Origin of the sequence: Flavobacterium frigidum (assembly GCF_048286735.1) — a bacterium.
In the GTDB taxonomy this organism is placed as follows: domain Bacteria; phylum Bacteroidota; class Bacteroidia; order Flavobacteriales; family Flavobacteriaceae; genus Flavobacterium.
In genome coordinates this window covers 183,953-197,654 of sequence record NZ_JBLVPU010000003.1, presented here as the reverse complement: position 1 = coordinate 197,654, position 13,702 = coordinate 183,953, and the positions used below count along the sequence as shown (strand labels likewise).

11 protein-coding genes are annotated in these 13,702 nt (G+C 33.7%); 6 read left to right on the top strand and 5 right to left on the bottom strand.

What is annotated here, in order from left to right:
- Nucleotides 1–203: 203 nt before the first annotated feature.
- Entirely contained in the window at nt 204–1,433 is a 1,230-nt protein-coding gene (locus tag ACNQGO_RS03415) for an aminotransferase class I/II-fold pyridoxal phosphate-dependent enzyme (protein WP_417984177.1), read from the bottom strand.
- Nucleotides 1,434–1,702: 269 nt separating this feature from the next.
- On the opposite strand from ACNQGO_RS03415, the gene ACNQGO_RS03410 reads away from it, so the two are divergent.
- Nucleotides 1,703–2,161 carry an Lrp/AsnC family transcriptional regulator gene (locus ACNQGO_RS03410; RefSeq protein WP_417979616.1) on the top strand — a complete coding sequence of 153 codons (459 nt, stop codon included), beginning with the start codon at nt 1,703–1,705 and terminating at the stop codon, nt 2,159–2,161.
- A 151-nt stretch (nt 2,162–2,312) separates the two neighbouring features.
- Complete coding sequence (gene lpdA / locus ACNQGO_RS03405) at nt 2,313–3,716, top strand: dihydrolipoyl dehydrogenase (protein ID WP_309759520.1); 1,404 nt, start codon at nt 2,313–2,315, stop codon at nt 3,714–3,716.
- A gap of 92 nt (nt 3,717–3,808) precedes the next feature.
- Here lpdA and ACNQGO_RS03400 read toward each other — a convergent pair whose 3' ends face one another.
- Together ACNQGO_RS03400 and ACNQGO_RS03395 are read right to left on the bottom strand one after the other, a co-directional pair.
- Nucleotides 3,809–4,189: a DoxX family protein gene (locus ACNQGO_RS03400; protein ID WP_417946435.1), complete on the bottom strand. Its 381-nt coding sequence runs from the start codon at nt 4,187–4,189 to the stop codon at nt 3,809–3,811.
- Between the two features lie 35 nt (nt 4,190–4,224).
- Nucleotides 4,225–4,629: a VOC family protein gene (locus ACNQGO_RS03395; RefSeq protein WP_417946437.1), complete on the bottom strand. Its 405-nt coding sequence runs from the start codon at nt 4,627–4,629 to the stop codon at nt 4,225–4,227.
- A 142-nt stretch (nt 4,630–4,771) separates the two neighbouring features.
- Between ACNQGO_RS03395 and ACNQGO_RS03390 the strand changes: the two genes are divergently transcribed.
- The 4 genes from ACNQGO_RS03390 (at nt 4,772) to ACNQGO_RS03375 (ending at nt 11,566) form a co-directional block, all read left to right on the top strand.
- A complete protein-coding gene (locus ACNQGO_RS03390; RefSeq protein ID WP_417946438.1) occupies nt 4,772–6,058 on the top strand; it encodes an anthranilate synthase component I family protein in 1,287 nt (428 codons plus the stop codon).
- 27 nt (nt 6,059–6,085) lie between these two features.
- Complete coding sequence (gene tilS / locus ACNQGO_RS03385) at nt 6,086–7,396, top strand: tRNA lysidine(34) synthetase TilS (protein ID WP_417984185.1); 1,311 nt, start codon at nt 6,086–6,088, stop codon at nt 7,394–7,396.
- Nucleotides 7,396–9,417 (top strand): protein-disulfide reductase DsbD family protein, encoded by a 2,022-nt coding sequence (locus ACNQGO_RS03380; RefSeq protein WP_417984174.1) that lies wholly within the window; start codon nt 7,396–7,398, stop codon nt 9,415–9,417. Before tilS ends, ACNQGO_RS03380 begins: the two co-directional genes overlap by 1 nt.
- A gap of 304 nt (nt 9,418–9,721) precedes the next feature.
- A complete protein-coding gene (locus ACNQGO_RS03375; RefSeq protein ID WP_417984172.1) occupies nt 9,722–11,566 on the top strand; it encodes a CocE/NonD family hydrolase in 1,845 nt (614 codons plus the stop codon).
- A gap of 127 nt (nt 11,567–11,693) precedes the next feature.
- Here ACNQGO_RS03375 and ACNQGO_RS03370 read toward each other — a convergent pair whose 3' ends face one another.
- Both ACNQGO_RS03370 and ACNQGO_RS03365 read right to left on the bottom strand, forming a co-directional pair.
- Nucleotides 11,694–13,010: an ammonium transporter gene (locus tag ACNQGO_RS03370; protein ID WP_417984170.1), complete on the bottom strand. Its 1,317-nt coding sequence runs from the start codon at nt 13,008–13,010 to the stop codon at nt 11,694–11,696.
- Nucleotides 13,011–13,323: 313 nt separating this feature from the next.
- A complete protein-coding gene (locus tag ACNQGO_RS03365) occupies nt 13,324–13,701 on the bottom strand; it encodes a PH domain-containing protein (RefSeq protein WP_309760078.1) in 378 nt (125 codons plus the stop codon).
- Between the last annotated feature and the right edge of the window lies 1 nt (nt 13,702).

The following is a 13,702-nucleotide window of genomic DNA, read 5'->3' as shown; positions in this document are numbered from 1 at the left end:
TTACGAATGTTAGATTCATTTGGTCCTTTTTGATTTGAAACATAATTACATGAATAATGTTTTTCCAATACTAATTTTACGCATTCGAGCTTAAACGCATAATCATACTTGACTTTTCTTTCCATAAAAATACCCCCAAATAGTGTCTAACTTTTTGGGGGCAGTCTAAATACTTTGCTGCTTTTTCTAATTTAATATTATATCTACTTTTCCGCCAAAACGGATTCTGATGCTAGCACATTCAGTTCTATCATGCATTGCTTCATCATTTGATACGTTCTTTCAATATCATTATCTAAACCAATGGAGAATCGAATCAAACCATCAGTCAATCCCATTTCTATTTGTTCTTCCATAGGAATTTCACTAGATGTAGAGGTTCCAGGGGCACTAAATAGAGTTTTGTAAAAACCTAAGCTCACAGCAAGGTATCCCAAGTTTTTTTCTTGCATCAATTCCATTAAGGCATTTGCCATTTCTAATGTGCCGACATCAAGCGTCATCATTCCCCCAAAACCATACTCATGGTTAATCATGGACGAATACAATTCATGACTCGGGTGACTTTTTAATCCAGGATAAACTGTTTTTAATCCATCTTTTTCAAAGCGTTCTGCCAAATACTTCGCATTGTGGCTGTGTTGTTTCATACGGATATGTAATGTGCGTAAGTTTTTCATCACACTCGCAGAACGTAAACTATCCATTGTTGGGCCCAATAACATGCTGGCACCGCTATTAACATTTTTCAAACTGTCGATAAATTCCTGAGAAGCACATGTTACACCACCCACAGTATCACTGCTTCCGTTGATGTATTTCGTTAAACTGTGAATCACTATATCAGCACCTAATTTTGCAGGAGAAACGGATAATGGAGAAAAAGTATTATCGACAACCAATTTCAAATTGTGTTTTTTTGCAATTTTTGATAAGCCTTCAATATCAGCAACTTCCAATAAAGGATTACTCACCGTTTCGCAATATAAAACTTTAGTGTCAGGAGTAATTGCAGCTTCCACAACGTCTAATTTCGTGATATCAACAAAAGTGGTTTTGATGCCTAATCGAGGCGTGAAATTCTTAAGGAATGCATATGTTCCTCCGTAAATGGTTCTACTAGAAACAATGTGATCGCCTGAGCTGCACAGCTGCAATAGTGTAGGCGTAATTGCTCCCATCCCAGAAGCAGATACATTGGCTGTTTCGGTGCCTTCCATTGCTGCCAAGGCTTTGTCTAGGTATATATTACTCGGCGAGGAATGTCGGGAATACAAGTAGCATCCTTCCATATTACCTTCAAAAGTATCGAACATCGTTTTTGCCGATAAAAAAGTGTAGGTTGACGAGTCTGAAATCGATGGATTTACACCACCAAATTCACCAAAATACTGTAAATCCTGAATGTTGTCTGCGGGATTGAAATTTTTCATAGTTTTTTTGTTATTTGAAGCCATTCCTGCTATTCGCTTTATCTTTTATTCGCCGCGGCGAATAAAAGGATGCCGCTTCTATCAGGGCTAGGAGATTTCGGTTTGAATAAAACCTTTTCAAAATAACAGTGATTTAGATTAATAATCAATCATATTGTTTGACATTAGATTTTAAAACTATTAAATATAAATTATACAATTTAATTTTCTAAATTAGCTTCGCAAATAAGAACTTTATAGATTATTTATCCATTCTAAATTTTATTAAAATGACATTAGATTCAATAGATAAAAAACTACTTTTTTTACTACAAACAGACAGTAAGAAAACAACCAAAGAACTTTCCTTAAAACTAAATCTATCTGTCACGGCAGTTTATGAACGTATTAAAAAATTGGAGCGAGAAAGGATTATTGAGAAATATGTTGTTTTAGTCAACCGTTCTAAAGTTGAAAAAGGATTTGTTGTTTTTTGTCATCTTAAATTAATACAACATACCAAGGAGTTTATCGCTAAGTTCGAAAGTGAAGTAATACAGCTTAAGGAAGTGATTGAATGCCATCATGTGAGTGGCGATTATGATTACATATTAAAAATTGTGGTTAAAGATATGGAGGCCTACCGGGAATTTTTGGTTACAAAACTCACCACATTACAGCATATAGGAAGTACGCATAGCACATTTATGATTAGCGAAGTTAAAAACACTACAATTGTTGATATTTAGAATAAACGTGAATTTAAAGCGGTATTCAATAATTAGTAAATGCTAACTACTAAAAATTCGTAACAAAAAACCTTCTGAATTAAACTTTAAACAAAACTTAATTCCTTAATTTTGTGCAACATTTTATAAAAACACAATAAAAAAATATACTATGAGTTCATTTGACGTAGTCATTATAGGTTCTGGTCCAGGCGGATATGTAGCAGCAATTCGTTGTGCACAATTAGGTTTCAAAACAGCAATTATCGAAAAATATTCAACTCTTGGTGGAACTTGCTTAAATGTTGGTTGTATTCCTTCAAAAGCATTGCTTGCGTCATCTCACCATTTTAGTGAAATTGCACATTTTGCAGACCACGGAATCGAACTTTCAGGAGAAGTAAAAGTAAATCTAGAGAAAATGATTGCTCGCAAACAAGCGGTTGTTGATCAAACTTCAGGTGGAGTAAAATTTTTAATGGACAAAAATAAAATAACCGTTCTCGAAGGACTGGGTTCATTTGTTGATGCTACACATGTTGCTGTTGCAAAAGCAGATGGAACTACTGAAACTATCGAAGCGAAAAACATCATTATTGCTACAGGTTCAAAACCATCTTCTTTACCTTTTATCAAAATCGATAAAGAGAGAATTATCACTTCTACCGAAGCTTTGAAACTTAAAGAGGTACCAAAACATTTGGTGATTATTGGTGGTGGAGTTATCGGAATTGAATTAGGTCAGGTGTATTTACGATTGGGAGCGCAAGTTTCTGTTGTAGAATATTTAGACCGAATCATTCCAGGAATGGACGCTTCGTTGTCTAAAGAATTGACTAAAGTATTAAAGAAACAAGGGATGAAATTCTACGTTTCACACAAAGTGAAATCAGTTGAAAGAAATGGCGAAGGTGTTGTAGTTCAAGCTGAAAATGCAAAAGGAGAAACTATTACGCTGGAAGGAGATTATTCATTAGTTTCTGTTGGTCGCCGCCCGTATACAGATGGTTTGAATGCTGATAAAGCAGGAGTAAAAATCTCAGATAGAGGAATGGTTGAAGTAAACGATCATTTACAAACTTCAGTTCCTAATATCTATGCAATTGGCGATGTTGTTCGTGGAGCAATGTTAGCGCACAAAGCAGAAGAGGAAGGAACTATGGTTGCCGAAATTTTAGCGGGTCAGAAACCACATATTGATTATAACTTGATTCCTGGTGTTGTTTACACTTGGCCGGAAGTAGCTGCTGTTGGCCAAACGGAAGAGCAATTGAAAGCTGCCGGAGTAGAGTATAAAGCAGGAAGTTTTCCTTTCAAAGCTTTAGGTCGTGCTCGTGCAGGTGGGGATTTAGACGGATTTGTGAAAATTCTTGCAGATGCAAAAACAGATGAAGTTTTAGGCGTTCACATGATTGGTGCTCGTTGTGCGGATTTAATCGCTGAAGCAGTAACTGCAATGGAATTTAAAGCATCTGCTGAAGATATTTCAAGAATGTCTCATGCGCATCCAACTTTTGCGGAAGCAATAAAAGAAGCAGCTTTAGCAGCAACTGATAATAGAGCTTTGCATGTGTAATTAGGAATCTAAATTAGATAATTAATTTCGTTTTAAAATAAAGAAACCCGTTCAATTGAACGGGTTTCTTATTTGTTATGAGATGAGTTTAATTAGCCTTTTGCTACAAACAGACCTTTATAATTTTCCCAATGGCTAAAAATTAAAAATAGATTTCCTAAAAATAAGAACATCGCAATAGGTATTCCTTCCGGTGACAAGAAAAAGTTAATAAACAAAATATTTAAAGTTATAGGAAGGATCAAGATATTGGCCAATGTCACGTATCTACCTGTAAGAAAAGATAATCCGCAGAGGAATTCTATTGATTTAGCTAAAGGAATTAAGTACGTTGAGGCAACTAAACCTACATTAAAAGCTTTGAAATTTCCAGTAGCTTCTGGTTCTGGCGCTAGTTTTAAAAAGAAACTAACCGATGCAAATAATAATAAAAGTCCAATTAGGCTTCGAATAATAATAATTGCGATTTTCATAGTATATTATTTAAGTGGTTACATATTGAAAATTATTATAGTGGAATTGCATTTTCATCCATATACATAATTTCCCACTGATGCCCGTCTAAATCAGCAAAACTATGTCCATACATCCATCCATGATCTTGTGGTTTCATATATATTGAACCACCGGCATCTACTGCAGTTTTTACTATTTCATCTACTTTTTCTCTACTATCAGCATCTATTGCAATTAATACTTCTGTATTTTTATGGGCATTGCAAATTTCTTTTTTGGTAAAGTCTTTAAATCGTTGGTCAGTAAGAAGCATCGCAAAAATAGTGTCTCCAATAATCATGCATGTGGCGTGTTCATTAGTAAATTGTGGGTTGAAAGAAAATCCAAGTTTAGTAAAAAAAGCAACAGATTTTTTAAGGTCTTTAACAGCTAAATTAATGAAAATTTTTAAAGCCATAATCGGAATGATTTAATGATTTAAAAAATCTAAAATTGAACACTCACTATCCAAGTTACAAAAAAATAAGCTAATTTTAGTAAAATCGTTTATTGAAGGTTTATTTTTTGTTGTAATTTTGAATTTTAAATACCAATACTTTTTGAGAACTTTTATTTACAAGTATATTTCTGATCCAAAACTGTTAAAAGAACAGCTTTTATTTTGGTCTCAACAATTTCACGAAATCATATATTTAGACAGTAATGACTATCCACAGAATTATTCGAGTTATGATTGTGTTCTCGCCGTCGACGCATTTACTTCAATAAAAACAGATTATCACAATGCTTTTGAGGATTTAAAACAATACCAACAAAGTACTAAAGATTGGCTTTTTGGCTATTTATCCTATGATTTAAAAAATGATATAGAGCAGTTACAATCAACTAATTTTGACGGATTAGGATTTCCAGATTTGTATTTCTTTCAGCCTAAAAAGTTATTTTTATTGAAAGGCAATCAACTCGAAATTCAATACCTAAATTTGTGTGATGATGAAGTAGAGGAAGATTTTGAAAATATAGTTAAAAGTCAAAAGTCAAAAGTTGAAATTGAAGAACTAGTAACGATCCAACAACGAATTTCGAAGGAGAATTATCTTCAAAAAGTTTCAAAAATAATAAAACACATTCATCAAGGGGATGTTTATGAAGCTAATTTTTGTATGGAGTTTTTTGTTGAAAAAGCCGCGATTGATCCAATCCAAAAGTTTTTAAAACTCAATGAAATCTCCAAACCACCTTTTGCTGTTTTTTTTAAAAATAACAATCACTTTTTACTTTCGGCTACACCAGAACGATATCTAAGAAAAGAGGGTGATTTGCTTATTTCACAACCGATAAAAGGAACTGCCAAACGATTTTCAGACCCAATTGAAGACGAAAATTCAATAAAACAATTGGCTTTAGACCCAAAAGAACGATCAGAAAACATAATGATTGTGGATTTAGTTCGTAATGATCTGTCAAGAACGGCACAAAAAGGATCTGTAGAAGTACAAGAATTATGTAAAATTTATTCTTTTTTACAGGTGCACCAAATGATTTCGACGGTAACATCAAAATTAGACCCGCAATATTCAGCAGTAGATGCATTAAAAACCACTTTTCCGATGGGAAGTATGACTGGTGCTCCCAAAATTTCAGTGATGAAAATCATTGAACAGCTGGAAGAAACAAAACGGGGTTTATATAGTGGTGCTGTGGGGTATTTTTCGCCAAATGGTGATTTCGATTTCAATGTAGTAATCCGAAGCATTTTGTACAATCAAGAAAAAAAATATGTTTCATTCTCTGTAGGAAGTGCTATTACATCTCAATCTATTCCCGAAAAGGAGTACGAAGAATGTTTGCTTAAAGCAAAAGCGATGCGAGAAGTTTTAACCTAAAACAAAATGAATTCATTAAATTTGAATATGCTACAGAAATTCCAAGATCATCTTCGTCAAAACTTTCAGTTCTTGAACGGAAAAAAAATTCTGCTTGCTACAAGTGGTGGGAAAGATAGTATGGTGCTCTTGCATTTGTTTCATCACTTGGATTATCAAATAGGAATCGCACATTGTAATTTTCAGTTGCGTGGAATGGAAAGTTTTGAAGACCAAAATTTTGTCCAGGAATATGCTTCCGCAAATGATATTCCGGTATTTATTACACAATTTGATACTAAAGCTTTTGCAGAAGATTTTAAAGTCTCTACTCAAGTTGCCGCCCGTGAGTTGCGCTATAACTGGTTTTATGAATTATTAGATACTGAAAAATTTGATTATATTCTTACGGCACATCATGCCGATGATAATTTGGAAACTTTTTTAATTAATTTGAGTCGTGGAACCGGATTAGAAGGTTTGACAGGGATTCCTGAACAGAACGAAAAAGTAGTGCGTCCCCTTTTGGCATTTAGCCAAGAAGAAATCGAAGAATATGCCAAATTTAATACTATTCAATGGCGAGAAGATAGCAGCAATGCGTCTGACAAATACCTTCGGAATAAAATTCGCCATCATTTGGTTCCGATGTTAAAGGAATTGAATTCAAATTTTCTTTCGTCATTTCATAAAACGCAAACGTATTTGCAAGAAGCACAAGTGATGGTCGAAGATGCTTCGATTATGATTTACCAGCAAGTGGCTAAACAAGAGGAAGACACAATTTATTTTGATTTAAAGAAATTGCAACAATTACCCAATTTCAAGTCCTATTTGTACCAATGGCTAAAAGAATTTGAGTTTACCGCGTGGGAGGATATATATGATTTGGTCGAAAGCCAATCTGGAAAATCTATTTTTGCTCCAGAATATCGTCTATTGAAAGATAGAGAATTCTTAATTTTAAGCCCGATAGATTTTACAGGTTCAAATGATAAATACTATATTCAAAAAGATCATTCGGAAGTTAATATTCCCTTAAAACTTACACTTTGTAAAGTAGCTAACATTAGTATCGTTTCAAATAAAACTATATTTGTGGACGCAGATAAAATCTGTTATCCACTAGTTTTACGAAGATGGAATGAGGGAGATGTTTTTCAACCTTTTGGGATGAATGGAAAATCTAAAAAAGTAAGTAAGCTTTTTAAAGATGAAAAATTGTCTTTGCTAGAAAAGGAAAACGTCTGGATTTTATGTTCTGAAGATGCAATAGTTTGGGTTATTGGGATTCGTCAGGATGAACGCTTTAAAATTAATACAACAACAAATAACATACTCAAAATACAATTAGACTAATGAAGAAACTATTATTTTTATTCATTGCTTTTTTGGCTTATTCCAATGGCAATGCGCAAATTTTAGATCCTGCAAAATGGACTACCAAAATAGAGAAAAAATCGGAGACAAACTACGTCTTAACATTTAATGCTGTAATCGAAAATGATTGGCATTTATACTCCCAGTTTACCCCAGACGGAGGACCATTACCATTAGAAATTATCTTTAAAAATCAAAAAGGGAATTTCAATTTAGTAGGAAAAGCTAAAGAAAGCAAAACAAGAACAGCTTACAATGATATTTTTGAAGTAAATGAAACATTTTTTGAGAAAAAAGCTCAAATCCAACAAGAAATTAGCATTACAAATTCAAAGCTTACGGAAATAAAAGTTGATTTTAACTTTCAGGTTTGTAAAGACGTTTGTATCAATGTAGAAAAAAACTTTACAATTAAAGTTCCTGCTGTTAAGTTAGTTGCGACTGCTATCACAACTGATTTAGTACCGGTAGACTCCACAAAAGTTGCTCCAGTAATTTCTAATAGTACTGTTGATGAAAAACAAGTTGCCACACCCGAGAGAGTTTCAACTATAGACACAAAACCGGCAGCGAAAAGAGGATTGTGGTCCATTTTCTTCATAGCTTTTTTATCAGGATTTGCAGCATTGCTAACTCCTTGTGTGTTCCCAATGATTCCTATGACGGTGAGTTTTTTTACAAAACAAAGCAAAACTAAAGCCAAAGGAATTCGAAATGCTATTATTTATGGCATTGCAATTATTTTTATTTATGTGGTGTTGGGATTTTTAGTGACTTGGATTTTTGGTGCCGATGCCTTAAATGCACTCTCTACAAATGTATGGTTCAACATCATATTCTTTATACTGCTTGTTGTATTTGCCTCATCATTTTTGGGTGCTTTCGAAATTATGTTGCCTAATTCTTGGGCAAACAAAGTAGACAATCAGGCTGACAGGGGTGGAATAATAGGCATTTTATTCATGGCATTGGCATTAGCGATTGTATCTTTTTCTTGTACGGGACCAATCGTAGGAACTCTATTAGTCGAAGCGGCATCTAAAGGCGGAATAGCACCAATTATAGGAATGTTCGGATTTTCATTGGCTTTAGCCTTACCATTTATGTTGTTTGCCATGTTTCCTGGTTGGTTGAATTCATTGCCAAAATCGGGTGGTTGGTTGAATACTGTCAAAGTAGTTTTAGGATTTTTAGAATTGGCTTTGGCATTCAAATTTTTGTCGAATGCAGATTTGGTATTACAATTGCATTTTCTTGAGAGAGAAGTGTTCCTTGTGATTTGGATTGCCATTTTTGGAACATTAGCCTTTTATTTATTCGGAAAAATTACATTACCGCATGATAGTCCTATGAATCATATTTCAGTAGGACGATTATACTTAGGATTGGTAGTTTTAGCTTTTACTGTTTATTTGATTCCTGGAATTTGGGGAGCACCATTAAAAATAATTTCTGGTTTTCCACCCCCTATGACTTACAGCGAAAGTCCGTACGGAGTTGGGAATTCTAAAGGCGGTTCGAACGCATCTGCCCAAATTTTGCCCGAAGGAGCGCATTTAGGGCCTCATGATTTGATCGCTTTTGAAGATTATGAAAAAGGATTGGCTTATGCCAAATCAGTAAAAAAGCCTATTTTACTTGACTTTACAGGATATGCATGTGTCAATTGTAGAAAAATGGAAGACTTTGTTTGGTCTGATCCTGCAATTTTAAAAATACTACAAAATGAAGTAGTATTAATCTCTTTGTATGTAGATGACAAAAGAGAATTGCCTATAAAAGAACAATATGTGTCAAAAGAAACTGGTAAAAAAATTATAAGTATAGGGAATAAATGGAGTGATTTTCAAATTACAAAATTTAAGGCCAATGCACAGCCGTACTACATTATATTAGACAATGACGGAATGATGTTATCTGACAAACCAGAGAGTTACAATTCAGATATTAATGCTTATAAAGCTTGGTTGAGATCTGGCATAGATCGTTTTAAAAAATAGAAATAACAAGAATTTAATTGTTCTAAAAACACTAATTGTTACTGCTGTGAAGGTAGTAATTAGTGTTTTTTTTGCTTTATGTTTAAATCAATTCTCTTTTAAGTCGTTTTAGTAAAGAGGGAATTTTAAGCAACTGCTTAATTACTGGCAGGTTGTTTTATTCAAGAAGGATGTAAATAGTGTTGCTGTTTTCTTTATCCTCTTTGAATTTGCATCGATTTGATAGAGATAAAATTATTTGGTTTACGACCTTATATTCAGTGAGATTTTTTACCTTTAAAAATTATTTTTTAATTCAAAAATTATGAAAAAACTATTTAGTATTGCATTACTTTTCGTTAGTGTAATTCTTTTTGCTCAAGACAAAGTACCAAATTATGTTGCTGCTAATTATACTAAAAAAGAGGTGCATATTAAAATGCGGGATGGAGCTGAGCTCTTTACTTGTATTTATTCTCCAAAGGATATTTCAAAAAAGTATCCTATTATAATGCAACGAACGCCTTATGATTGTGCTCCGTATGGCGCAGATCAATTCAAAAGGAGTATCTCGCCAAGCGAAACGATGATGAAAGAGGGATATATCGTGGTTTATCAAGATGTTCGAGGCCGTTATATGAGTGATGGTTTATATGATAATATGCGTGGTTTTATACCAAATCGAAAAGATAAAAAGGACATTGATGAAGCCTCTGATACCTACGACACGATTGATTGGTTAGTTAAAAATGTAGCAAACAATAATGGAAATGTAGGAACTTGGGGAATTTCATATCCGGGATTTTATGCGACTTATTCATTATTAAGTAACCATCCCGCATTGAAAGCAGTTTCGCCTCAGGCATGTATTTCCGATTTCTTTTTTGATGATTTTCATCACAATGGCGCTTATTTATTGAGCTATTGGAAAGTGACACCATTATTTGGCCCGCAAAAAACTATGAGAACTACTGAAGATTGGTTTAAATTTGCAGATGTTGGTACCAAAGATGATTATCAATTTTTCTTGAATGCTGGACCTTTGTCAAATTTGGACAAATATTATGGTAAGGATAATGAGTTTTGGCAACAGTTGAAAGATCATTCTAGTTATGATGATTTTTGGCAGAAACGTGGAATTTTACAGCATTTAAAGAACATCAAGCCAGCAGTGATGACTGTAGGAGGTTGGTTTGATGCAGAAGATTTGTACGGTCCATTAAATACTTACAGTACTATTGAAAAAAATAGTAAAAACTATAACACTATTGTTATGGGGCCTTGGAGTCATGGAGATTGGGCTAGAAATTCAGCAAAACAGGTAATAGGTAATATCAATTTTGGAGATAGTATTTCAGGTTTTTATCAAAAAAACATAGAAGCTAATTTCTTTCGTCATTTTTTAAAAGAGAATGGAAAAGGGGAGAATAAATTACCTGAAGCTTATGTTTTTGATTCTGGAAGAAAAGAATGGAAAACATACGATGCGTGGCCACCGCAAAATACAGTAAAACAAGATTTCTTTTTGCAGGAAAACAAATTGTCAAAAATGGCTAAGAAAAATATAGCTTTTGAAGAATTTGTTAGTGATCCACAAAAACCTGTTCCTTCCTCAGAGGATATACTGCAAGGTTTTACCCCGAGAAAATACATGACTGATGATCAGCGATTTGCAGCTAAGCGTCAAGATGTAATTGTTTTTGAAACGGAAGTATTAGCTGATGATATATCACTAGCGGGAGAAATACTAGCTAAATTACAAGTTTCTACTACGGGAACTGACGCAGATTGGATTGTGAAAGTGATTGATGTTTTTCCAAGTGACGAGCCGGAAACAAAAGAAATTGCCTCTTATTTAAAAATGAGTAACTATCATATGATGGTGCGCAGTGAAGTAATGCGAGGACGTTTTAGAAATAGCTTTTCAAAACCGGAACCTTTTGTTGCAAATGAAAAAACGGCAGTAAATATTAAATTACAGGATGTTTTTCATACGTTCAAAAAAGGGCATAAAATCCAGATCCAAGTTCAAAGTACTTGGTTTCCGTTGATAGATTTGAATCCGCAAACTTTTGTAGAGAATATTTTTTATGCTAAACCAGAAGATTTTCAAAAGCAAACACACCGCATTTATAACGATTCAAAAATAGAGTTTACCATTTTAAAATAGTAAAAATTTAATTTGAATAATATATAAAAAAGGCTACCAGTATGGATAGCCTTTTTTGTGTTTAGTGCGGTTTATTTTTATTTAAACTTACAAACTTGTATAGTTGTTTTCTTAATGAACAGCTAATTTATAGAAATTCGCCGTGCTGAGAAATATCTAATCCTAATTCTTCCTTTTCTTCACTAACGCGGAGTGGTGTTATTTTATTTACAATAAAGAATAGGAAATAGGAAGCAGAAAAAGCAAACACCGAAACTATAGCTAAGGCAGTCAATTGGTTTAAAAATAGAGTAGTGTCTCCAAATATAAGTCCCTCATTATCGCCAACTACTGAATTAACTGCTTTGGATGCAAATACACCAGTTAGTAACATACCAACCATTCCTCCAACTCCGTGACATGCAAATACATCTAGCGCATCATCAATTTTACCTTTTGGAAATTTACTAACAACTAAATTACTGACAATACTAGCAAAAATACCAATAAAAATGGCATGAGGAATAGTTACAAAACCTGCTCCAGGTGTAATGGCAACTAATCCTACAACGGCTCCTATACACGCGCCCATTGCAGAAAGTTTGTGTCCTAAAATTTTATCAAGAAATACCCACGTCATTCCTGCAGCCGCCGCTGCTACAGTTGTGGTTCCTAATGCTTGTACCGCTAAACCATTTGCTCCTAAAGCTGATCCAGCATTAAAACCAAACCATCCAAACCATAGCAAACCAGTTCCTAGTAAAACATAAGTGATACGAGCAGGATTTACTTTTTGTATTTTTCTTTTTCCCAAGAATATGGCTCCAGCCAATGCAGCCCATCCAGCGCTCATGTGCACTACCGTTCCACCAGCAAAATCCAATACACCTATTTTAAAGAAAATGCCATCTGGATGCCAAGTCATGTGCGCTAATGGAGCATAAACCAATAGTATAAATAGTACCATAAACAGTAAGTAAGCCCAGAAACGAATTCGCTCTGCAAATGCGCCAGTAATTAAGGCTGGTGTTATGATAGCAAATTTTGCCTGAAACAAAGCAAATAACATAAATGGTATGGTTGGAGCGAGACTCCAAGCGGTATTTGTCCCTACGTTTTGAAAAAATAAATTCGGCAATGGGTTGCCAATTATTCCTCCTATTGTTGGTCCAAATGATAAACCGAAGGCAATTACAACCCATAAAACAGTAACAATGATCATAGCCATAAAACTTTGTAACATGGTACTAATAACATTTTTTTTACCTACCATTCCACCGTAGAAAAAACCTAGACCTGGCGTCATGATTAATACAAGTGCTGTTGCAACAATCATCCATGCCGTATCGCCAGTGTCAAATTTTACGGCTACCGTTGGAGCAGGACTGTCGATTATGAAATAATTTGAAAAAAGAGTGGCCACCAAAATTGTGAATAAAATCACGCTTAAAATAATTTTTCGCATTGTTTTTTAGTTTTAAATTTTTATAAAAATATAAAAATCTTATACAGCCCCTTAAAAAATATGCTTTACATCTTTATTTTTACATTATAAACAATACGACCCCTATTTATTTATGGGTATGAAATAATTTAAAGCAAAAAATTATAATTTATTAATGTTAGTTTAATGTTTTTTTCAAATAAGTAAAAGTATTTTGAAGAAAAGCGGTATAAGATAAATCAAGGGCACAATTATTTTATACCCTATTTAAAAGAAAAAGCACCAATCGAAAAGTAATTTCAATTGGTGCCATTTTATCTTTGAATTTTGATATCTACTTTAAAAGATGTTGACTCAAAATTTTATAAACTTCATTGATGTTATTTCCTCCTTTGCCAAAAGTTTTTATTATTGGTGTATTGTCGTTATTGAGCCAAATTTTTAATTCAGCATCCATGTCTAATATTCCGGCACTTTCTTTAGAGAATTTTTTGATACTGGAATAAGGTATTGACATGTAATCAACTTTTGTTCCTACCAATTGTTTTTCGACTAAAATAAGTCTTTTGTTAGTAAAAATAAACATGTCACGGATGAGTTTATAAGCTTTCTCTATGATCTCACCGTCAATTAAAATAGGTTCAAATTCTCTTGAAATATTTTCAATGTTCACTTCGGATGCGTTGCCTAGGATGGCATTAAATAGTCCCATA

Excerpts from the sequence above, each read along its gene's own strand:
- ACNQGO_RS03415 (WP_417984177.1), bottom strand. The coding sequence starts at position 1,433 with ATGAAAAATTTCAATCCCGCAGACAACATTCAGGATTTACAGTATTTT.
- ACNQGO_RS03410 (WP_417979616.1), top strand. The coding sequence starts at position 1,703 with ATGACATTAGATTCAATAGATAAAAAACTACTTTTTTTACTACAAACA.
- lpdA (WP_309759520.1), top strand. The coding sequence starts at position 2,313 with ATGAGTTCATTTGACGTAGTCATTATAGGTTCTGGTCCAGGCGGATAT.
- ACNQGO_RS03400 (WP_417946435.1), bottom strand. The coding sequence starts at position 4,189 with ATGAAAATCGCAATTATTATTATTCGAAGCCTAATTGGACTTTTATTA.
- ACNQGO_RS03395 (WP_417946437.1), bottom strand. The coding sequence starts at position 4,629 with ATGGCTTTAAAAATTTTCATTAATTTAGCTGTTAAAGACCTTAAAAAA.
- tilS (WP_417984185.1), top strand. The coding sequence starts at position 6,086 with ATGCTACAGAAATTCCAAGATCATCTTCGTCAAAACTTTCAGTTCTTG.
- ACNQGO_RS03380 (WP_417984174.1), top strand. The coding sequence starts at position 7,396 with ATGAAGAAACTATTATTTTTATTCATTGCTTTTTTGGCTTATTCCAAT.
- ACNQGO_RS03375 (WP_417984172.1), top strand. The coding sequence starts at position 9,722 with ATGAAAAAACTATTTAGTATTGCATTACTTTTCGTTAGTGTAATTCTT.
- ACNQGO_RS03370 (WP_417984170.1), bottom strand. The coding sequence starts at position 13,010 with ATGCGAAAAATTATTTTAAGCGTGATTTTATTCACAATTTTGGTGGCC.
- ACNQGO_RS03365 (WP_309760078.1), bottom strand. The coding sequence starts at position 13,701 with ATGGGACTATTTAATGCCATCCTAGGCAACGCATCCGAAGTGAACATT.